Origin of the sequence: Saccharopolyspora sp. NPDC050389, from assembly GCF_040655595.1 — a bacterium.
In the GTDB taxonomy this organism is placed as follows: Bacteria; Actinomycetota; Actinomycetes; order Mycobacteriales; family Pseudonocardiaceae; genus Saccharopolyspora.
In genome coordinates this window covers 21,775-40,988 of the sequence record NZ_JBFAKG010000064.1, presented here as the reverse complement: position 1 = coordinate 40,988, position 19,214 = coordinate 21,775, and the positions used below count along the sequence as shown (strand labels likewise).

Here is a 19,214-nt window from a genome sequence, read left to right as displayed (position 1 = left end):
AGCGGATGTCCCGGAGGGATCGGCATGACCGCCGTCGACATCGGGCTTCCGCGCCGCCTGGTCGAGTTCACTTTGGACGGTCAAACCGTCAGCGTGCCGGAGGGCTCGACGATCCTGGACGCATGCAGCGCGCTGGGCATCTCGATCCCCACGCTGTGCTGGGGCGACACGCTGCAACCCCGCAACGCCTGCCGGATCTGCATGGTGGAGGTCGAGGGCTCGAGAACCCTGGTGCCGTCGTGCTCGCGGCAGGTCGCGCCCGGCATGGTGGTGCGCACCGACTCCGAGCGCACCCGGCGCAGCCGCAAGGTGGTGCTGGAACTGCTGGGCTCCTCGGCGGATCTGTCGAGCACGCCGCAGGTCGGCGAGTGGATGGCCGAATGCGGCGCGCAACCGGAGCGTTTCGGCCCGCCCGAGCCGGCGGCCGACGACCGCGACGAACGCCGGCCGGGAGAGCACGAGGAGCCGGACGGCAGCGCGGCCGCGACGGTGCGGCAGCCCGCGAAGGTCGACAACGACCTCTACGTCCGCGACTACGGCAAGTGCATCCTCTGCTACAAGTGCGTGGACGCCTGCGGTGAGCAGTGGCAGAACACCTTCGCGATCGCCGTCGCCGGGCGCGGTTTCGACGCGCGGATCTCCACCGAGTTCGCCCAGCCGCTGCCCGATTCCGCCTGCGTCTACTGCGGAAACTGCATCGAGGTCTGCCCGACCGGCGCGCTGAGCTTCAAGAAGGAGTTCGACATGCGCGGCGAGGGCACCTGGGACGAGTCGCGGCAGCGGCAGACCACCACGGTGTGCACGTTCTGCGGTGTCGGCTGCAACCTCACGCTGCACACGCAGGACAACGAGATCGTCCGGGTCACCTCGCCGCACGACAGCTCGGTCAGTCACGGAAACCTGTGCATCAAGGGCCGGTTCGGCTGGCAGCACGTGCAGAACCGGGAGCGGAAGGGCGAGCCATGACCGGGCGGGCGGGCAACCACCGCACCGGTCTCGACCGAATCGTGCGCACCGTCGTCGAACCGGCGGCGCACGAGGTGGACGGCCTGGGCCGGTTCCCCCGCCCGGCGATCAACGCCCTGGGCCGCGCCGGGATCCTCGGCCTGACGGTGCCGGCCGGCTGCGGCGGAGGCGGCCACGGGCTCGGCGAAGCGGTGCAGGTCGTGACGCGGGTGGCGCGGGCCTGCGGCTCGACTGCGGCCGTGCTGCTGTCGCATTTCGCTGCGGTGGCGGTGCTTTCCCGGCACGCGCCGCCGGATTTGTTGCGCGACATCGCGGCCGGTCGGCACCTGAGCACGCTCGCGCTGGCCGAGGCGGGCGGGCGGCCGTTCGTCCCGGCCGAGCGGCCGCACGAGCACGGCGGAGTCGTCGACCTGCGCGCTCGCAAGGACTGGGTGACGGCCGCGGGCGAAGCGGACAGCTACGTGTGGTCCAGCCGCGCCGTGGGTGCCTCCGGCGCCAGCACGCTGTGGCTGGTTCCGGCGTCCGCGCCCGGCATGTGCATCCCGGCGGCGGTCGACGGTGGCGGCCTGCGGGGAAGTGCGACGGCCACCATCACCGCGGACCCGGTGCGGGTTCCGGTGTCCGCGATGCTGGGCGAGGACGGCGCGGGCGTGGACCTGGCCCTGACGGCGGCGCTGCCGTGGCTGCTCGCGCTGAACGCGGCGCTGGCGCTCGGACTGATGGAATCGGTGGTGCAGCGATCGGTGGAGTGCGTGAACGGGCCGCAACCGTCCTGGGCCCGCTGGCAGGGCCCGCCGTCCCGGCAGCCCGAAATCCGGGCCGACCTGGCGAGGATGCAGACGAAGCTCGACACGATCCGCCTGCTGCTCGCCGACGCGGTCCAGGCGGCCTGGCGGCAACCTGCCGACGCGCAATGCGGTCTGCTGCGGCTGCGGGCGGCGGCAGGCGAAAGCGCGGTCCAGGTGGCGGAGCTCGGCATGAAGGTCTGCGGCCAGTTCGCCTTCCGCGCGGACTCCGGCATCGAACGCCGCTTCCGCGACGCCCACACCGCGAGCTACGGCCAACTCCCGGCGGACACGGCCCTCGACCACCTCGGCCGGATGCTCTGCGGCCTGCCGCTGCTGGCCTGATCCGCTACTTGCCGCGGGGTTTCGCGCGGGTGTGCATCCGTTCGCCCTGCGGCCCGAACAGGCTGAGGATCTCCACCGGCGCCTCGCCGGTGCTGCCGAACCAGTGCGGCAGGCGCGTGTCGAACTCGGCCGCTTCGCCGACCTTGAGCACGACGTCGTGGTCGGCGAGCACCAGCCGCAGCTTCCCGTTGAGCACGTACAGCCACTCGTAGCCCTCGTGCGTCCGCGGTTCGGGTTCGCTGCGGTCGGTGCCGATGACCATCTTGAAGGCCTGCAGGCCGCCGGGGTGCTGGGTGAGCGGCACCACCGTCATGCTGTCCTGCCGGATCGGCTTCATCCGCACCCGGGGATCGCCGACCGGCGGGGCGCCGACCAGCTCGTCCAGCGGCACCTGGTGGGCGTTGGCGATCGGCAGCAGCAGCTCCAGGCTGGGCTTGCGCTGCCCGGACTCCAGCCGGGACAGCACGCTGATCGAGATCCCGGTCGTCTCCGACAGGGCCGCGAGGGTGCAGTTGCGCTCCTGGCGGATGCGTTTGAGCCGCGGCCCGACGGCGGCGAGGACGTCTTCCATGTCCTTATTGCAGAAACAGCAACAAGGTTTGTCAAGTCTGCCGGGCCGGGCGCAAGGTGGGTGCCATGAGGTCGGAAACGGTAGACGTACTGGTCATCGGCGGTGGTGCCGCCGGATTGAACGCCGCGCTCGTGCTGTCGCGGGCCCGTCGCCAGGTGCTGGTGGTCGACTCGGGCGAGCCGCGCAACGCACCGGCGCACCAGGTGCACGGATTCATCTCGCGGGACGGCACGCCGCCGGCGGAACTGCTGGCCACCGGCCGAGCGGAAGTCGAGCACTACGGCGGCCGGGTCGTGGCGGGCGAGGTGCGTGCGGCACGGCGCGACGGCGAGGAATTCGAGGTCGAGCTGGCCGACCGCGTGGTGCGGGCACGCCGGTTGATCGTGGCGACCGGCCTGCGCGACGAGCTCCCGGAGGTTCCCGGACTGCGGGAGCGCTGGGGACGGGACGTGCTGCACTGCCCGTACTGCCACGCCTGGGAGGTCCGTGACCAGCGGTTCGGCGTGCTCGGCTGGCAGCCAGGAGCCGTGCACCAGGCCCTGCTGGTGCGGCAGTGGTCGGACGACGTGGTGTTCTTCGCCGAATCCCTGGACGACGACAGCCGCGCGAAGCTGGTCGCGCGCGGCGTGCGGATCGTCGACGGCGTGGTCGGCGGCCTGCAGGTGGCGGGCGACGAGTTGCGCGGCGTGCGACTGGCGGACGGGACCGTCGAGGAGCTGCCCGTGTTGTTCGTGCCGCCCCGGTTCGTGCCCAACGACGCGTTGCTGACCGGGCTGGGCTGCGAGCTCGGGGACGACGGCTGGGTGCGGGTCGATCCGCGCGGGCTGACCAGCGTGCCGGGGGTGTGGGCCGTCGGCAACGTGGTGGACCCGCGGGCGCAGGTGGTGCACGCGGCGGCGGCCGGCGCGGCGGCCGCCGCCGCCGTGAACGCGGATCTGGTGGAAGCGGACTTCGTGGAGGTGGCGCGGTGAACGACATCGACTGGGCGGCGATGGCCGACCTGCTGGAGTTGGAGGGCGAGACGCACGGCCCGTACGTGCGGCAGGCCATCGAGGAGCTGGAAAACCTGACCCCGCAACGGGTTCTGGACATCGGCAGCGGGCCGGGCGTCGCGGCCTGCCGGCTGGCGGCGGCGTTCCCGCAAGCCGAGGTCACGGCGGTGGACGGGACGCCGGAACTGCTGGCGCGCGCCGAGCAGCGGGCCGAGCGGCTCGGCGTCAAGCTGCGCACCCAGGTGGCCGAGTTCCCGGCGGGACTCGCGGGCCTGGAACCGGCGGATCTGGTGTGGGCGGGGCAGGTCGTGCACCACGTCGGCGATCAGCAGGACGCGCTGGACCGGCTGGCCGGGCTGCTCGCGCCCGGCGGCGTGCTGACCATCGTCGAGGGCGGGCTGCCGGAGCGCTGGCTGCCGCGCGACCTCGGCTTCGGGCGTCCCGGCCTGCAAACCCGGCTGGATGCGGTCATGGCGGAGCTGTTCGGCCAGATGCGGTCCGAGCAGCCCGGATCGGTGCGGGTGCTCGAGGACTGGCCCGGCATGCTGCGGGCGGCGGGCCTGACCGACGCGCGCAGCAAGACCTTCCTCGTCGAGCACTCCGCGCCCCTGGCCGACGGGCCGAGGCGGTTCGTGCGGCGGTTGCTGGAGCGCCAGCGCAGGAATCTCGCCGAAGTCCTGGACTCCGACGACCTGGCCACGTTGGACAGGCTGCTGGATCCGGCCGATCCGGCGAGCATCGACCGGCGGCAGGACCTGTTCCTGCTGGCGGCGAAAACGGTGCACTTCGGGCGCAAGCCGCACTCCTGATGCGCGATCCGCGCGCGCTCCGGGTGGCTACCGCGACCCGGAGCGCGCGAGGTGACCGTCCAGAGGAGTAGGGCGCCAGGCGCGGGCGAGTTGGTCGCGCAGCAGCGGTTCGGGGCTGTCGTCGTCGCCGTTGAGCCGGTCGTCGAGCCGGATGAGCGTGTCGCAACGGGCGAGCACGAGGCCTCTGACGAGAACGTCCTCGCCGCAACCGGCGCGCTCGGCGATGCGGGCGGCGGCGGGTGCCCCGACCGAGATGACGAGCCCCGCGACATCCGTTGCCGGATCGCCGATTTCGGCGTCCGTCCAGTCCAGCACGCCGGAAATCGCACCGGATTCGTCGACGAGCAGGTGCTCGCCCTTCAGGTCGGCGTGCAGCAGGACTCCTGCCCGCGGCGAGCCGACCGGCAGATCGAGCCGGCCTTGGTCGCACTCCTCGCGGAGCCGGTCCTGCGCCGCGAGCCGGCCGGCTGCGGCCGTCGCTTCGCGCACCGGAGGACGGCGATCGACAGCGGTCGGGACGCCCAGCCCGGCGGCGGCCGAAGTGGGCACTGCCCACAGCCGCGACAGCATCGCCGCCAGATCCCGTTCGCCCGCTGCGGACACCGGCCGCGCCTCCGCGGAAATCCCGGGCAGGCGTTCGTCCACTGTGAACGTCAGGCCGGGCGCCCATTCGCCGAAGGCGGCCGAGCGGGGCAGTGCCACGCCGATCTGGTCGCGGAGCAGGTCGCGGACCGCGAGCTCGCGGCGTTGCCTTAGCGCCGATTCGGCGTCCGCGACGAACCGCGCCACGTGCTTCTCGCCGACCGACCACGACAGGTGCTCCCCGCCCTCGTCGATCGGGCGCACCGCGAGTGCTCCGCGCAGTGCCAACGCATCCGCGACCAGCGAAGCCACTTGCTGCGCGGTCAAGTTCGTCGAGGCCGTCACGCCGACGATTGTCCCGCTCAGTCCTCGGAGTTCTGCGCCAGGTAGGTCTCGCGGGTGTGCTCGGTGTGCTCGCGCATCAGCTGGGCCGCCCGGTCGGCCTCGCCCTTGCCGATCGCGTCGATCAGGGCCGAGTGCTCGTCCCAGGACTTCTTGCCCCGGGACTTGGCCACCGGGGTGTGGTAAAAGCGGACCCGGCGGGCCACCTGGGCCGCCATCTCCTTGAGGATCTTGTTGCCGGACATCTCGGTGATCAGGTGGTGCAGTTCTGCGTTGGCCGCGACCATCTCGTCGATGTCGTCGGCCTTGAGGGCCTGGACGCCGCGCTTGTAGACCTGCTTGAGCCCGGCCACGCCCTCCTTGGTCGAGTTCAGCGCCGCCAGCCGGGCGGACTCGGCCTCCAGCAGCGTGCGGACGCTCAACAGCTGGTCGGCCTCGTCCGGGGTGGGGCTGTGCACGAACGCGCCGTAGCCCGGCCGCAGATCGACCCACTCGTCCTTCTTCAGCCATTGCAGCGCTTCGCGCACCGGCTGCCGGGAAACGCCGAGCAGTTCGGCGAGTTCCTTCTCGACCAGGTGCTGGCCGGGCTTGAGCTCGCCGGTGATGATCAGTTCCAGGATGGCTTCGTAGACGGTCTCCCGGAGCGGGACCGGGCGCGCGACCTGGCGCGCGGCGATGCCTTGCGGCAGTTTCGAGGTCAGCGACATGCGGTCAACTCCGGGGCTGGGCCAGGTCCGCCCGGCGGTCCTGGTCGGTTCGTGCGCTTGCGGTCGCCTGTCGGCGGCGGGCGTTTTGCCCGATGGCTTTAGCATACAGTATGCGGCTCTCGGGGACCCGCAACCGCGTGGCGCGCCGCTGTTCGCGCAGGTGACCGCTCGTGAGCACTTTGGGTCGCTATAGCACTCCAAAACGCTCACGAGCACTGATCGTCCACATAGGACGTATCGCTGGGCCGAACGGATGGAACGGACTGGTGCTGCTGGACATGACGTGCGCAGCGGGACTAGAACCACTGGTGCTGGGCCGAAAAACGGCCAGCGGGGGACCAGCGATCCTCCCAGCCGGAGGCGCTCATGCACGTGCCTGCGTTGTTGTGGTTCGCGACGGTGGGAATCCTGCTCGCGCTCGTTGCCCGCGATCTGGTTTCGGGCTGGCGGGCGCAGCCCGAACCGTCGCCGGTCAACGATGCGCTCGCGGTCGGCGGCTACCTCCTGCTCGCCGCGCTGTTCGGCGTCGCGGTGCTCGCCATCGGTGGTGCACCGAACGCCGGGGCGTTCTTCGCCGGGTGGGGGAGCTCGCTGGCGGTCACAGTCGATGCGCTGGTGGTGTTCGTGCTGATCACCAGCGGGGCACGGGATCGGCACCGGCTCGTGGTCCTGGGCGTGGCCGCTTCTGTGCTGGCCCGGTGCGGGCTGATCGCGTTCGGCATCCCGGGCGCATCCGCCGTCGCCTGGGTCTCCGCGCTGTTCGGCGCCTGCGTGCTCGCAGCCGCGTGGCCGGTCTTCCGCCACGACGATGCGGCGACCCTCCCGGCGGTGCTGGGCAGGCCCGGAGCCGCGCCGGCCGCAGCGGTGCTCGCGGCCGCGGTTCTCGCGCTGTTCTCGGTGTCGGCAGCGGTCACCGGCGGGGCGTACCTGGCGTTCTGCGCCGGCATGTTCTCCCTGCTCGGCTTCCACCGGCTGTTCCGCCTGGTCGTGGGCCTGGTCGACCGGATCCCGGACGCGTCGGTCGGGCTCGCGGTGGTGCTGGTGTTCATCGGCGTGAAGTCGGTGCTGGCCGGGGTGACCGGAACCGCGCCGGACACGCAGGTCACCGTGCTGACGCTCGGGATGATCGCCGTGGTCGCCGCGCTGAGCGCGATCACCGCGGCGCGCGCGCCCTCGCCCTGACCCGGAATTCGCGCGGCTCGCCCGGCGTTCCGCAAGGACCACGAGATTCCGGTTGGAGGCCCGCGATGGCTTCGGAGGATCGGTTCGACGAGATGGACGCCTACTCGCGGACGGTGGCCGCGGTGGCGGCGGCGATCACGCCCAGCGTGGCGAGCCTGCACTCGTCCGGCGAATGGGGCGACGCGGCCGGATCGGCGGTGGTGTTCACCGACGACGGCTTCATGCTGACCAACGCGCACGTCATCGGCCGGGCCGGCGGCGGCACGGCGCGCTTCGCCGACGGCACCAGCACCCTGTTCACCGTCGTCGGCACCGATCCGCTCTCCGACCTGGCCGTGGTCCGGGCGGTCGGGAAGACGCCGCCGCCGGTGCGGCTCGGCGACAGCGACCGGTTGATGGTCGGGCAGCTCGTCGTCGCCGTGGGCAATCCGCTCGGGCTGGCCGGGTCGGTCACCGCGGGCGTGGTCAGCGGGCTGGGCCGGTCGCTGCCCGTTCGAATCGGGAACGCCGCCCGCATCATCGAAGACGTGATCCAGACCGACGCCGCACTCAACCCCGGAAGCTCCGGTGGCGCGCTGGCGGACTCGCGGGGCGTTGTGGTGGGCGTGAGCACCGCGGTCGCCGGAGTCGGCCTGGGCCTGGCGATCCCGATCAACGCCACCACCCGGCGCATCGTCGACTCGCTCGTGCGGCACGGCCGGGTCCGCCGCGCCTTCCTGGGCCTGGTGACCATCCCGGCGCCGCTGCCGGACGACCTGGCCGAACGCACCGGGCAGCACACCGGTCTGCGGGTGGTCGACGTGGTGCGGCAGAGCCCGGCGGACCGGGCCGGGCTGCACCGCGGCGACCTAGTGCTGACCGCGGGCGGTAGCCCGGTGCGCGACGCGCAGGGCCTGCAACGGCTGATGTTCGCCGAGGCCATCGGCCGGCCGCTGCAGATCACGGTCACCCGCAACGGCGCGCTGGTCGACGTGATCACCGAACCCGTGGAGCTCCTGGACAGCCAGCGCTAGGCGGGCGGAGCCGGCCCGGCGGCATAGAGTCGGACGGTGCTCTCCGGATCCATCCCGGTCACGCCGGCGCTCGGCGTGGCCATCGCGCTCCTGTTGGTCGCCGCCGCGGCGGTCGCCGGCCTTGGCGGACTGGCGCGGTACCGCGACGTGCTGTTCGCCGGCCTGCGTGGCGCGGTGCAGCTGCTCGTCGTCTCGCTGCTGATCGCCTACATCGTCCGCTGGACCGCCCTGGCGGTGCTGTTCATCGTGCTGATGTTCACGATCGCCGCGCACACCGCCGGGCGGCGCATCACCGGCGACCGCACGTGGCTGTGGGCGGCGCTGCCGATCGCCGCCGGTGTCGCACCGGCGGTGCTGCTGCTCGTGGTCACCGGCGCGGTCCCGCTGACCGGGCTGGTGCTGATCCCGCTGGTGGGGCAGTTGATCGGCGGTGCGCTGGTGGCGACCGCGCTGGCCGGGCGGCGGCTGCTGGACGAACTGCAGCAGCGGCGCGGCGAGGTGGAGGCCGCGCTGGCGCTGGGCCTGGTGGACCGCGCGGCGCGAATGGAGATCGCGCGACCGGTGGCCGGCAGCGCCCTGGTGCCCGCGCTGGACCAGACCCGCACCGTGGGCACCGTGACGCTGCCGGGCGCGTTCGTCGGGATGCTGCTCGGCGGCGCCAGCCCGATCCAGGCCGGGATCGTCCAGCTGTACGTGCTGGTGGCGCTACTGGCGGTGGAGTCGGTGGCGATCCTGGTCGTACTGGAGATCGTCGCGCGCGGCCTGCTGACCCGAACCGGGGCGCGCCTATTCTTCCGGGCATGACGGACTTCCGGCGATGGCCCCTGCGCGGCCTGGCCGCCGATGTGGCGCTCGCGCTGGTGGTCGCGGCGATGGTCGTGGGCTCCGGGCTGCTGCGGTTTCCCACCACCTTCGCCGACTTCCACCTGCTGGACGGCCTGCTGATCGCCGCCGCCTGCGCGGCCCTGCTCCTCCGCCGCCGGTTTCCGGTGCCGGTCGCGCTGATCACGCTGGTGTCGTGCGGCGTCTACTACCCGCTGAGCACGTTCGACGGGCCGCTGGTGCTGGCGTTCGCGGTCGCACTGTTCACGGTGGCGGCCGAGGGGCACACCGCGGTGGCGGTGGTGCTGGCCGTCGCGGCGATGCTGCTGGTCGGCTACGGCGAGGCGAGTACCGGCCAGCGGCACCTCGACAACACCTCGCTGTACCTGCTGGCCGGGTGGCTGGTCGCGGCGGTCGCGATCGGCGGCCTGGTCCGCAACCGCCGCGCCTACCTGCACGAGGCCGAACAGCGGATGCTGGCCGCCGAACGGGAGAAGGACGAGGAAGCGCGCCGCCGCGCCAGCGACGAGCGGCTGCGGATCGCGCGGGAACTGCACGACGTGCTCGGCCACCACATCTCGCTGATCAACGTGCAGGCCGGGGCCGCGCTGCACCGCCTGGCCGCCGATCCGGGCCAGGCGGAACCGGCGCTGGTGTCCATCAAGCAGGCCAGCAAGGACGCGCTGCGCGACCTGCGGGCCACGCTCGGCGTGCTGCGCCAGGTCGACGAGGCGGCGCCGACCGCGCCCGCCCCGAGCCTGGCCCGGATCGACGAGCTGGTCGAGCAGGCCGGGGCCGCCGGGCTGGCGGTGCGCACCGAACTCGCCGGGCCGGTCCGGCCGCTGCCGCCGGAGGTCGATCTCGCCGGCTACCGGATCGTGCAGGAGGCGCTGACGAACGTGACCCGACACGCCGACGCGCGCACGGCTTGCGTGCGGATCCGGTATTCCGATCATGATGTGCGGGTGGAGATCGACGACGACGGAGTCGGCGCGGCGGACCGAAACGCCAACCGGGGCAACGGGATCCGGGGGATGGAAGAACGCGCGCAGGCGCTCGGCGGGGAATTCTCGGCCGGGGCGCGCCCGTCGGGCGGTTTCCGGGTGCACGCTCGCCTGCCTTGGAGGAATGCCACGTGATTCGGGTGCTGCTGGCCGACGACCAGACCCTGGTGCGCGCCGGTTTCAGGTCCATCCTGGGCAGTGAGGACGACATCGAGATCGCGGCGGAGGCGCCCGACGGCGCCGAGGCGGTGCGCCGCGCGGCGGAGCTGCGGCCCGACGTGGTGCTGATGGACATCCGGATGCCGAACCTGGACGGCCTGGAGGCGACCCGGCGGATCGCCACCGACCCGAAGCTGGCCGCGGTGAAGGTGATCATCCTGACCACCTTCGACCTGGACGACTACGTCTACGCCGCGCTTCGCGCCGGGGCCAGCGGTTTCCTGGTCAAGGACACCGAGCCGACCGAGCTGATCCACGCGGTGCGGGTGGTGGCCCGCGGCGACGCGCTGCTCGCCCCGGCCATCACCCGGCGGCTGATCGCGGAGTTCGCGGGCCGCGCCGACCGGCCTCAGCCGCACCCGCGGCTGAACTCGCTCACCGACCGGGAGCGCGAGGTGCTGACGCTGGTGGCGCGCGGCCTGTCCAACGACGAGATCGCCGCGCGCCTGGTGCTCAGCCCGGCGACGGCGAAGACCCACGTCAGCCGGATCATGAGCAAGCTCGCCGTGCGAGACCGGGCCCAGCTGGTGGTGCTCGCCTACGAATCCGCGTTGATCACGCCGGGCTGGCTGGAGTAGGCGTTCAGTTGACCGCACCAACTCGATCAAGGATGAGTGATCGTCCCGGAGAGAAGGGTTGGTGTATGCCTGACGTGCGAAGGCGACTCATTAGTGGTGACCGAGCACGGCGTGCGGCCGGTACGGTGCCTGCAGCGTGGCCACCTCGTCCTCGCTCAGCCGTATCCGCACTGCGGCGACCGCGTCCTCCAGGTGTTTTGTCCTGGTTGCTCCGATGATCGGCGCGGTTACCCCGGGTCGGCCGAGGAGCCAGGCCAGCGCGATCTGCGCCGGCGGCAGGTCTCGCTCGGCGGCGACCGTGCGCACCGCGTCGACCACGTCGAAGTCGTCGTCGGCGTACATGGTGTCCGCGATGGGGTCGGAGCCGGATCGCACGGTGGTCTGTCCGCCGCCGCGCTCGCGGGAGCCGGTCAGCAGTCCGCGTGCCAGTGGGCTCCACGGGATGATGCCGACACCCTGGTCGAGGCAGAGCGGGATCATCTCCCGTTCCTCCTCGCGGTAGACGAGGTTGTAGTGGTTCTGCATCGAGACGAACCTCGTCCAGCCGTGTGTCTCGGCGACGTGCTGTGCCTTGGCGAACTGCCAGGCGAACATGCTCGACGCGCCGATGTATCTGGCCTTTCCGGCGGAGACCACGTCGTTGAGCGCGTTCATGGTCTCCTCGATCGGAGTCTCGTGGTCCCAGCGGTGGATCTGGTACAGGTCGACGTGGTCGACGCCCAGCCGGTCGAGCGAGGCGTCGATGGCGGCCATGATGTGCTTGCGGGACAAGCCCTTGTCGTTCGGGCCGGATCCCATCGGGAAGTAGACCTTGGTGGCCAGCACGTAGTCGTCGCGGCGGGGGAACAGCTTGGCGAGCAACCGCCCGGTGATCAGCTCGCTGACCCCGTCGGAGTACATGTCCGCGGTGTCGAAGAACGTCACTCCCGACTCGATGGCATGCCGGACGATCGGCTCCGCGGCGTCCTCGCCGAGCATCCACGCCCACGAGTCGGGACTGCCGTAGCTCATCATGCCGAGGCAGATCCGGGACACGGTGAGGCCTGATGTGCCCAACCGGATGTATTCCATCAGTTCTCCTTGCTTTCCCGTGGTTCTTTGTGGACCGAGACGCCCCCGGCGATCAGCGCGATGCCGGTCAACTCCTGGATGGTGGGGACCTGGGTGAGCACCACGATCCCGATCGTCGTCGCGACCGCGGGCAGGATGCTCAGCATCAGCGCGAAGGTGTCCCGGCGTAACCGGGCCATGGCGAGTTGGTCGGTCACGTAGGGGATGACCGACGAGCAGATGCCCACGCTTGCTCCGGCCAGCAGCGCCGCCGGGCTGGTGAAGGCCGGGGCTGCGGCGCCGATGCAGAACGGTGTCGCGACCACTGCGGCGATCAGCATCGCGACGCCGAGTTGGTCGATCCCGGCGAGCCCGGCGCCGGTGTTGGCGATCCGGTGGCTGAGGACCACGTAGAGCATGAACAGTGCGCAGTTGACGAACGCGAAGACGAACCCGACCGGCTCACCGGCGAGCTGGATGTCGGTCAACGCGACCACCCCGCCCACGGCGAGCACGAGGGCGATCACGTTGCGGCCGTTGCGCACACCGATCGCGGCGAGCACGATCGTGCCGACGAATTCGATCGCCCCGACGGTTGCCAGCGGCAGCCGCGCGATGGCCAGGTAGAACGTCGCGTTCATGGCCGCGAGCACCACGCCGAGCCCGAGCAGCACCCGCCGCTGCTCCGGCTTGAGGTGCCGGATCAGCCGCCACGGTCTGCGCCACACCGCGAACACCACCGCGGCGCTGGCGATCCGCAGCCAGGCCACGCCGAGCACGTCCACGCGGGTGAACAGCAACACGGCGAAAGCCGGCCCGAGGTAGTGGAAGATCGCGCTGATGCCGAAGTAGGCCGGTGCCGGCACCCACGGCGCCGTTCGCCGCGGATCGATCCCGGACGGTGTCGTCATGCGGAGTATCTTCCAAAGCAATACTCGCAGCCGGAATGGCACTATCCAGGAAGGGGGCGTGAGTTGTCTGGAAATTCAAGGCCAAATGGTCAAGATTCCTTCACCGAGCGATCGCGGCTGCTGGACGAGGTCAACGTGCGGTTGCTCAACGAGTTGCACGGTGATCCGCGGCTGTCCATGTCCGAACTCGCCCGCCGCGTCGGCATGTCGGCGCCCGCGGTCACCGAGCGGGTGCAACGCCTGGAACGGATCGGCGTGATCACCGGCTTCCGGATGGAGGTCGACCCGGCCGCCCTCGGCATGCCGGTGACCGCGCTGGTGCGCATCCGGCCCGGACCCGGCCAACTCCCCAAGATCGTGGCAGCGGCACGGGACACGCCGCAGGTGGTCGAGTGCTTCCGGATCACCGGCGAGGACTGCTTCCTGCTCAAGGTGCACGGCCCGTCGATCGGTCAGCTCGAGGAGGTGCTCGACCGGTTTCTCATGTTCGGGCAGACGACCACCTCGATCGTCGTGTCCGAGCCGGTGCCGCGGCGGCCGCTGCCCGTTCCCGTCCTGGACGAGCGATAGCGCGCGCTCGGCCGAGCCATGCCCACGCGAAGGCCGACAGACAGGGATGACCTCACGTCGCCTCGATGCGACGAGGTGACGATGCCCTGCGTGCTGAGTCACGGGTGTTTCCGCCGGGAGCGGAAGTGCTGCCCCCGGGCGCTGGACCGGTGCCAGGATGGCGGTGTGGCGGACATTCTTCCCTTCCATCAGAAGCGCACCCCCATGCCGGATCGTGAGCCGGAACCGCTGTGGCGTGAGGTGCTGGGCCGGAGCCTGCGTGCGACCAGGGAGGAGCAGGGTGGCCGCCTCGTCGACATCGCGGAGCGGGCCGGTATCTCGCCGCAGTACCTGTCCGAGATCGAACGCGGTCGCAAGGAGCCGTCGAGTGAGATGATCGCCGCGGTCACGGGTGCGCTGGGTGTCGACCTGGCCGACCTGCTCGCCGGCATCGCGGGCGACGTCCGGCAGCGCCGCGGCGCGGGTCCCGCGGTCGGACGCCGTCCCGCGGGACCCGTGCTCATGGCCGCCTGAGACGCGGTCTCAGGTTCGGTGATCGAGGACGCGGTCCGCGAGCCCGTAGTCGACGGCGCCCGCCGCGTCCAACACGCGGTCCCGGTCGGTGTCGTGCCGCAGGTCCGCGACATCGCGACCGGTGTGTGCTGAGAGGATCTCCTCCAGCTGGGTGCGCACCCGCACCACCTCGTCCGCCTGGATGATGAGGTCCGGGATGGCGCCGCGACCCTGCGCCGCGGGTTGGTGCAGCACCACCCGGGTGTGGGGCAACACGGATCGGTGCCCGGCCTCGCCCGCGGCCAGCAGCACCGCACCGGCCGCAACCGCCTGGCCCACGCACGTCGTCGCCACCGGCGCCTTGATGTAGCGCATCGTGTCGTACAGCGCGAGCATCGCGGACGGGTCACCGCCCTCGGAGTTGATGTACAGGTTGATCTCTCGTTCCGGGTTGTCCGCCTCCAGGTGCAGCAACTGGGCGATCAACGCGTTCGCCACACCGGAGTCGATCGCGGTGCCGAGGTAGACGATCCGCTCCGACAGGAGGTGTGAGTAGACGTCCATGATCCGCTCGCCGCCCACGCTGCGCGTGATGACGTTGGGGATGGTGTAGGTGCTCATTCGCGGGCTCCCGTCGCCGAGCCGAGCCCCAGTTGGTGCGTGCGCACGGGCACAAGCTGGCCGAGGTTGTCGACGATGTGGTCGATGAAGCCGTACTCGCGTGCTTGCTCGGTGGTGAACCAGCGGTCGTGCAGCGAGTCGGCGAAGATCCGTTCGATCGGCTGGCCGGTGTCCTCCGCGATGATCCCGAGCACCGTGTCCCGGGTGTGCCGCAGGTCGTCCGCCTGCACCTCCACCTCGACCGCCGATCCGCTGATCCCGGACGAGCCCTGATGCATCAGGATGCGGGCGTGCGGGAGGGCGAAACGTTTGCCCGGTGTGCCCGCGGACAGCAGGAACTGTCCCGCACTGCACGCCAGTCCCAGCGCAAGCGTGGCCACGTCGCACGGCACGAGCCGCATCGCGTCACGGATAGCCAGCATCGCGGGGACCGAGCCGCCCGGTGAGTGGATCCACAACGAGATGTCCTTCCTGGGATCCTCGCTCGCGAGGGACAGCAGTTGGGTGGCGAGCACTGTCCCGTTGTCGTCGTCGAGCGCGCCGTCGAGGATCAGTACCCGCTGGCTGAAGAACCGTTCTCGGAGTCGGTGGTCGAACAGTGGCTGCTTCTCGTTGTTCGTCATGCTCCGACAATGCCGCCGCCCCGGTGCACTTCGCCGGTTTCTCTGCTGTGAGCGGATCAGCCCTCAGCAGGCCGGCCCTGGAAGCTCCACTGTGGACTTCGCTGCCCAGCTGGCGATCCTGTCGGATCGCAGTAGCGGTCGTCATTCGAACAGATCGTGGTGTGGAACTTGTTGTGCGCCCAGATCGTGGTCAGTCGACGCCCCCGGCGGAGTGGACCTGGGCGACTAGCGGGGCGATCTGCTCCAGCTTGGTGCGGTGAAGCAACTCCAGGCGTAAGGGATCGCCCCTAGGGCGCAACCGCGGCGGTAGTCGAAGTGTCCGCTCCGGGATGACGACCCGGGGCGCACCTCGCCGCCAGTGTTGTCGGCGTGAATCCCGAGACCCTCGATCTGGCGCGCCTGCAGTTCGCCCTGACCGCAGGCGGCCACTTCCTGTTCGTCGCCCTGACCATCGGACTGGCGACGCTGGTGGCGTGCATCCAGACCAGGGCGACGCTGTCCCGGAACCCGGTGCATCAGCGGATGACCCGGTTCTGGGGCCAGCTGTACGTGATCAACTACGCCGTCGGCATCGTCACCGGGCTGGTGATGGAGTTCCAGTTCGGCCTGGCCTGGAGCGGGCTGACGCACCAGGCGGGCAACGTCTTCGGCGCGTCGCTGGCGATGGAGACGCTGGTCGCGTTCTTCGTCGAGTCGACGTTCCTCGGGCTGTGGATCTTCGGCTGGGGCCGGCTGAACCGCTGGGTGCACCTCGGGCTGATCTGGGGCGTCACGATCACCGCGTACACCTCTGCCTACTGGATCATGGTCTCCAACGGATTCCTGCAGAACCCGGTGGGCTACGAGCGGGTCGGCGACGAGCTGCGGCTGACCAATGCCTGGGCGGTGTTGACGAACCCGGCGTCGATCGCGGCGTTCTGGCACATCCTGAGCGGTGCGCTCGTCACGGCAGGCTTCTTCGTCGCCGGGATCAGCGCCTACCGCCTGTTCCGCCGCGACCCGGAGGCGGACCTGTTCACCAAGTCGTTGCGGATCGGGGTGTTCACCGCGCTTCCGGCGTTGTTCGTGACCGCGACCGCGGGCGGGATCCAGTTCGACGTGGTCGGTGACTACCAGCCGATGAAGCTCGCGGTGTGGGGCGGCCGGGAGGCGGAGATCGCCCGGTTGCAGGCGGAGCAGGTCGCCCGCTTCGGCGCCGGTGACTACGTGCCGCCGGAGGCGTGGGTGAGCGCCGGTGGTTCGGTGATGATGGCGGCGTTCGGGTTCATGTTCCTCCTGCTGGTGCCGAGCGCGTTGCTGGCCCTGTTCAGGCCGGTGGTGCGGCGGTTCCGGCTGTGGCACCTAGTGCTGGTGGCGGCGGTGCCGCTGCCCTACGTCGCGATGCTCGCCGGCTGGGTGTTCCGCGAGATGGGCCGCCAGCCGTGGGTGATCAACGGCGTCCTGCTCACCCGGGACGCGGTCTCCGACGCGTCACCGGCGGCGATGCGGACGTCGCTGGTGGCCTTCACCGTCCTCTTCGGACTTCTGCTGGTGGTGAACTGGGTGCTGCTGCTGCGTCAGGCGGCTCGCGGGCCCGACCAGGTCGCCCTGGGCCGCCCGGAGGCCGAAACCCGCCCAACGCCGATCACCGCGTCGCTGTAGAGGAGACCGCTCGTGGAACTGCTGGCCGTCGTGGCGCTGGGCGTGTTCGCCCTCGGCTACTTCTTGTTGGGTGGCGCGGACATCGGGGTGGGCATGCTGCTGCCGGTGCTGGGCCGCGACGCGGCGCAACGCCGCCTGGTGATCGCCGCCATCGCGCCGTTCTTCCTCGGCAACGAGGTCTGGCTGGTGGCCACCGCCGGCGTCCTCGTCGGCAATTTCCCGGTTCTGGAGGGAGAACTGCTCGGCGGCCTGTTCCCGGCGGTGGTGCTGCTGGTGTGCGGCTGGATCCTGCGCGACATGGGGCTGTGGCTGCGCGGCCGGGCGGATGCCCGGGCCTGGTGGGCGATCTGCGACGCGACGATCACCGGCGGCAGCTGGGCGGTCGCGCTCAGCTGGGGCTGGATGTTCGCGGGCCTGCTGGCGGGGCAGGTCCACGCCGTGGCCACCGGGCCCGGCGCGGTGCTGGCGGCGGTCGCGATCGCGGCGGTGTTCGCGGTGCACGGGCTGGCCTTCGCCGCGCTCCGGCTGTCCGGGCCGCTGCACCGGAGGGCACGGGCGCTGTTCGGGCGCGGCGACGAGCGTCGGGTGTTCGCGCTGACGTCGGCGGCGATGGCGCTGCTGTGCCTGGCGGTGGGAATTCGCCTGCCGCTGCTGGAGAACGCCGCCGATCCCGGCACGCTGGGCCTGCTGCTCCCGGCCATGTTGGTGATCACGCCGCTGCTGATCGCCGCGCAGGCCTATGCGTGGTGGGTCTGCCGGGGCCGAGTGGAAAGGCCGTCGTACCTGTGAACAAGCGACTGCTGGGCCTGCTGCCCAGGCCTCTCCTGCTCGCCCTGGCGTGCCTGGCGCTGGCGCAGGGCGCGCTGATCATCGCGCAAGCCGATCTGCTGGCCCGCGCGATCGCCCGGCTCGATCCCGGCTACCTGCCGTGGCTGGCGGGCGCGGTGGCGCTGCGCGCCTGCGCCGCGTGGGCCGGCGGTGCGCTGATCCAGCGCGCCGCGGCGGAGTCGAAGGCCGTTGTGCGCCGCGACCTGCTGGCCCGCGCGGGCTCGCAGCGGTCGAGCGGATCGTTCACCACGCTGGTCACCAAGGGGCTCGACGCATTGGAGCCCATGCTCACCGGCGTGGTGCCGCAGCTGGCGGTGGCGGCGTTGGTGCCGCCGCTGGTGCTGGTGCGGCTGGGCTTCGCGGACTGGTCCTCGGCGCTGATCGTCGCCGCGACCATCCCGCTGATCCCGTTGTTCGGCGCGGTGATCGGGCTGCGCACCCGCGACGTCACCCGGCACCAGTGGGCGCACCTCCGGCGGTTGGGCGGGCACTTCCGGGACGTCCTGGCGGGGCTGACCACCCTGCGGGTCTTCGGGCGGGCCGAGCACCAGGCGGCGGTGATCGGGCGGATGGCCGACGAGCACCGCCGGGCCACGATGGGCGCGCTGCGCGTGGCGTTCCTGTCCGGCTTCGTGCTGGAACTCGTGTGCTCGCTGGCGATCGCGCTGGTGGCGGTGCCGGTCGGCCTGCGCCTGCTCGACGGCGGCCTCGATCCCGGCACGGCCCTGCTGGTGCTGCTGCTGACGCCGGAGGCGCTGATCCCGCTGCGCGCGCTGGGCACCCGGTTCCACGCCGGGGCCGAGGGGATGGCGGTGGCCGAGGAGGCGTTCGAGATCCTCGACCGTCCGGTGGGAAAGCCCGGCGGGCGGCGCCGCGCGGCGGCGGGCGAGATCAGGTTCGACGAGGTGACGGTCCGCTTCCCCGTCCAGGAAAGCCCGGTGCTGGACCGGGTTTCGTTCGTGGTTCGCCCGGGGGAGAAGGTCGCGCTGGTCGGGCCCAGCGGCGCCGGCAAGTCCACGGTGCTGCACCTGCTGCTGGGCTTCGTGGCGCCGGAGAGCGGGCGGATCCTCGTCGACGGCGTCGACCTGCGGGATCTCGACATCGACCGGTGGCGACGCCGGGTGGCGTGGGTGCCGCAGCACCCGCACCTGTTCGCCGCGACCGTGGCCGACAACATCCGCCTCGGCGCACCGGAAGCATCGATTGACCAGGTTCGCGAGGCGGCCCGCGCCGCGCACGCGGCGGAGTTCGTCGAGCGGCGACCGGAGGGCTACCGGTCGCGGCTGAGCGAACGCGGAGCAGACCTGTCGGCCGGGCAGCGGCAACGCATCGCCATCGCACGCGCCTACCTGAAGGACGCGCCGATCGTGCTGCTGGACGAGCCGACGGCGCGGCTGGATCTGCACAGCGAATCGGCCTTGGCGGCATCGGCCGCCACGGTGCTCAGCGGTCGCACGGCCATCGTCGTCGCGCACCGCCCAGCCCTGCTCGCCACCGCCGACCGGACCATCCGGATTCGCGACGGCGTCGTCGAATCCCCGGCGGAGGTGGCAGCGTGATC

General features: G+C 71.4%; 21 protein-coding genes. 14 read left to right on the top strand and 7 right to left on the bottom strand.

What is annotated here, in order from left to right:
- The first annotated feature begins 24 nt into the window (after positions 1–24).
- Positions 25–966 carry a 2Fe-2S iron-sulfur cluster-binding protein gene (locus tag AB0I53_RS33225; protein WP_358611975.1) on the top strand — a complete coding sequence of 314 codons (942 nt, stop codon included), beginning with the start codon at positions 25–27 and terminating at the stop codon, positions 964–966.
- A complete protein-coding gene (locus AB0I53_RS33220) occupies positions 963–2,096 on the top strand; it encodes an acyl-CoA dehydrogenase family protein (RefSeq protein ID WP_358611972.1) in 1,134 nt (377 codons plus the stop codon). Before AB0I53_RS33225 ends, AB0I53_RS33220 begins: the two co-directional genes overlap by 4 nt.
- Before the next feature lie 4 nt (positions 2,097–2,100).
- Here AB0I53_RS33220 and AB0I53_RS33215 read toward each other — a convergent pair whose 3' ends face one another.
- The gene (locus AB0I53_RS33215; RefSeq protein WP_358611969.1) at positions 2,101–2,667 is read right to left on the bottom strand and encodes an XRE family transcriptional regulator; all 567 of its coding nucleotides are present in this window, start codon (positions 2,665–2,667) and stop codon (positions 2,101–2,103) included.
- A 65-nt stretch (positions 2,668–2,732) separates the two neighbouring features.
- On the opposite strand from AB0I53_RS33215, the gene AB0I53_RS33210 reads away from it, so the two are divergent.
- Complete coding sequence (locus AB0I53_RS33210) at positions 2,733–3,638, top strand: NAD(P)/FAD-dependent oxidoreductase (protein WP_358611966.1); 906 nt, start codon at positions 2,733–2,735, stop codon at positions 3,636–3,638.
- Positions 3,635–4,468 (top strand): methyltransferase, encoded by an 834-nt coding sequence (locus AB0I53_RS33205; protein WP_358611963.1) that lies wholly within the window; start codon positions 3,635–3,637, stop codon positions 4,466–4,468. The genes AB0I53_RS33210 and AB0I53_RS33205 overlap by 4 nt, the downstream gene beginning before the upstream one ends.
- A 27-nt stretch (positions 4,469–4,495) precedes the next feature.
- Here the strand turns inward: AB0I53_RS33205 and AB0I53_RS33200 are convergent, their stop codons facing one another.
- Positions 4,496–5,395 (bottom strand): aminoglycoside phosphotransferase family protein, encoded by a 900-nt coding sequence (locus AB0I53_RS33200; RefSeq protein WP_358611960.1) that lies wholly within the window; start codon positions 5,393–5,395, stop codon positions 4,496–4,498.
- Between the two features lie 17 nt (positions 5,396–5,412).
- Entirely contained in the window at positions 5,413–6,099 is a 687-nt protein-coding gene (locus tag AB0I53_RS33195; RefSeq protein WP_358611957.1) for a GntR family transcriptional regulator, read from the bottom strand.
- Positions 6,100–6,465: 366 nt separating this feature from the next.
- On the opposite strand from AB0I53_RS33195, the gene AB0I53_RS33190 reads away from it, so the two are divergent.
- The 5 genes from AB0I53_RS33190 (at position 6,466) to AB0I53_RS33170 (ending at position 10,917) form a co-directional block, all read left to right on the top strand.
- A complete protein-coding gene (locus tag AB0I53_RS33190) occupies positions 6,466–7,281 on the top strand; it encodes a hypothetical protein (RefSeq protein WP_358611954.1) in 816 nt (271 codons plus the stop codon).
- Positions 7,282–7,346: 65 nt separating this feature from the next.
- Positions 7,347–8,294, top strand: a complete 948-nt coding sequence (locus AB0I53_RS33185; protein ID WP_358611951.1) for a trypsin-like peptidase domain-containing protein — start codon at positions 7,347–7,349, stop codon at positions 8,292–8,294.
- Positions 8,295–8,330: 36 nt separating this feature from the next.
- Complete coding sequence (locus tag AB0I53_RS33180; RefSeq protein WP_358611948.1) at positions 8,331–9,098, top strand: ABC transporter permease; 768 nt, start codon at positions 8,331–8,333, stop codon at positions 9,096–9,098.
- Positions 9,095–10,255: a sensor histidine kinase gene (locus AB0I53_RS33175; RefSeq protein ID WP_358611946.1), complete on the top strand. Its 1,161-nt coding sequence runs from the start codon at positions 9,095–9,097 to the stop codon at positions 10,253–10,255. The genes AB0I53_RS33180 and AB0I53_RS33175 overlap by 4 nt, the downstream gene beginning before the upstream one ends.
- Positions 10,252–10,917 carry a response regulator transcription factor gene (locus tag AB0I53_RS33170; protein WP_358611944.1) on the top strand — a complete coding sequence of 222 codons (666 nt, stop codon included), beginning with the start codon at positions 10,252–10,254 and terminating at the stop codon, positions 10,915–10,917. Before AB0I53_RS33175 ends, AB0I53_RS33170 begins: the two co-directional genes overlap by 4 nt.
- Positions 10,918–11,007: 90 nt before the next feature.
- Here the strand turns inward: AB0I53_RS33170 and AB0I53_RS33165 are convergent, their stop codons facing one another.
- Both AB0I53_RS33165 and AB0I53_RS33160 read right to left on the bottom strand, forming a co-directional pair.
- Positions 11,008–11,988 carry an aldo/keto reductase gene (locus AB0I53_RS33165; RefSeq protein WP_358611941.1) on the bottom strand — a complete coding sequence of 327 codons (981 nt, stop codon included), beginning with the start codon at positions 11,986–11,988 and terminating at the stop codon, positions 11,008–11,010.
- Positions 11,988–12,878, bottom strand: a complete 891-nt coding sequence (locus AB0I53_RS33160; protein ID WP_358611938.1) for an EamA family transporter — start codon at positions 12,876–12,878, stop codon at positions 11,988–11,990. The genes AB0I53_RS33165 and AB0I53_RS33160 overlap by 1 nt, the downstream gene beginning before the upstream one ends.
- Before the next feature lie 63 nt (positions 12,879–12,941).
- Between AB0I53_RS33160 and AB0I53_RS33155 the strand changes: the two genes are divergently transcribed.
- Both AB0I53_RS33155 and AB0I53_RS33150 read left to right on the top strand, forming a co-directional pair.
- Positions 12,942–13,448 carry an Lrp/AsnC family transcriptional regulator gene (locus tag AB0I53_RS33155; RefSeq protein ID WP_358611935.1) on the top strand — a complete coding sequence of 169 codons (507 nt, stop codon included), beginning with the start codon at positions 12,942–12,944 and terminating at the stop codon, positions 13,446–13,448.
- Positions 13,449–13,613: 165 nt separating this feature from the next.
- Complete coding sequence (locus tag AB0I53_RS33150) at positions 13,614–13,961, top strand: helix-turn-helix transcriptional regulator (protein WP_358611932.1); 348 nt, start codon at positions 13,614–13,616, stop codon at positions 13,959–13,961.
- Between the two features lie 9 nt (positions 13,962–13,970).
- Here the strand turns inward: AB0I53_RS33150 and AB0I53_RS33145 are convergent, their stop codons facing one another.
- Together AB0I53_RS33145 and AB0I53_RS33140 are read right to left on the bottom strand one after the other, a co-directional pair.
- Positions 13,971–14,561 (bottom strand): ATP-dependent Clp protease proteolytic subunit, encoded by a 591-nt coding sequence (locus AB0I53_RS33145; protein WP_358611930.1) that lies wholly within the window; start codon positions 14,559–14,561, stop codon positions 13,971–13,973.
- Complete coding sequence (locus AB0I53_RS33140; protein WP_358611927.1) at positions 14,558–15,184, bottom strand: ATP-dependent Clp protease proteolytic subunit; 627 nt, start codon at positions 15,182–15,184, stop codon at positions 14,558–14,560. The genes AB0I53_RS33145 and AB0I53_RS33140 overlap by 4 nt, the downstream gene beginning before the upstream one ends.
- 369 nt (positions 15,185–15,553) lie before the next feature.
- Here AB0I53_RS33140 and AB0I53_RS33135 point away from each other — a divergent pair, with 369 nt between their 5' ends.
- From AB0I53_RS33135 to cydD, 3 genes are read left to right on the top strand one after another with little or no spacing between them, the layout of a single operon-like run.
- Complete coding sequence (locus tag AB0I53_RS33135) at positions 15,554–16,825, top strand: cytochrome ubiquinol oxidase subunit I (protein ID WP_358611924.1); 1,272 nt, start codon at positions 15,554–15,556, stop codon at positions 16,823–16,825.
- Positions 16,826–16,837: 12 nt separating this feature from the next.
- The gene (locus AB0I53_RS33130) at positions 16,838–17,614 is read left to right on the top strand and encodes a cytochrome d ubiquinol oxidase subunit II (RefSeq protein ID WP_358611921.1); all 777 of its coding nucleotides are present in this window, start codon (positions 16,838–16,840) and stop codon (positions 17,612–17,614) included.
- The gene (gene cydD / locus AB0I53_RS33125; protein WP_358611918.1) at positions 17,611–19,212 is read left to right on the top strand and encodes a thiol reductant ABC exporter subunit CydD; all 1,602 of its coding nucleotides are present in this window, start codon (positions 17,611–17,613) and stop codon (positions 19,210–19,212) included. The genes AB0I53_RS33130 and cydD overlap by 4 nt, the downstream gene beginning before the upstream one ends.
- The last annotated feature ends 2 nt before the right edge of the window (positions 19,213–19,214 follow it).

Bases quoted from the DNA above. Each gene is read 5' to 3' on its own strand.
- AB0I53_RS33225 (WP_358611975.1), top strand. From the start codon at position 25: ATGACCGCCGTCGACATCGGGCTTCCGCGCCGCCTGGTCGAGTTCACT.
- AB0I53_RS33220 (WP_358611972.1), top strand. From the start codon at position 963: ATGACCGGGCGGGCGGGCAACCACCGCACCGGTCTCGACCGAATCGTG.
- AB0I53_RS33215 (WP_358611969.1), bottom strand. From the start codon at position 2,667: ATGGAAGACGTCCTCGCCGCCGTCGGGCCGCGGCTCAAACGCATCCGC.
- AB0I53_RS33210 (WP_358611966.1), top strand. From the start codon at position 2,733: ATGAGGTCGGAAACGGTAGACGTACTGGTCATCGGCGGTGGTGCCGCC.
- AB0I53_RS33195 (WP_358611957.1), bottom strand. From the start codon at position 6,099: ATGTCGCTGACCTCGAAACTGCCGCAAGGCATCGCCGCGCGCCAGGTC.
- AB0I53_RS33190 (WP_358611954.1), top strand. From the start codon at position 6,466: ATGCACGTGCCTGCGTTGTTGTGGTTCGCGACGGTGGGAATCCTGCTC.
- AB0I53_RS33185 (WP_358611951.1), top strand. From the start codon at position 7,347: ATGGCTTCGGAGGATCGGTTCGACGAGATGGACGCCTACTCGCGGACG.
- AB0I53_RS33175 (WP_358611946.1), top strand. From the start codon at position 9,095: ATGACGGACTTCCGGCGATGGCCCCTGCGCGGCCTGGCCGCCGATGTG.
- AB0I53_RS33165 (WP_358611941.1), bottom strand. From the start codon at position 11,988: ATGGAATACATCCGGTTGGGCACATCAGGCCTCACCGTGTCCCGGATC.
- AB0I53_RS33160 (WP_358611938.1), bottom strand. From the start codon at position 12,878: ATGACGACACCGTCCGGGATCGATCCGCGGCGAACGGCGCCGTGGGTG.
- AB0I53_RS33145 (WP_358611930.1), bottom strand. From the start codon at position 14,561: ATGAGCACCTACACCATCCCCAACGTCATCACGCGCAGCGTGGGCGGC.
- AB0I53_RS33140 (WP_358611927.1), bottom strand. From the start codon at position 15,184: ATGACGAACAACGAGAAGCAGCCACTGTTCGACCACCGACTCCGAGAA.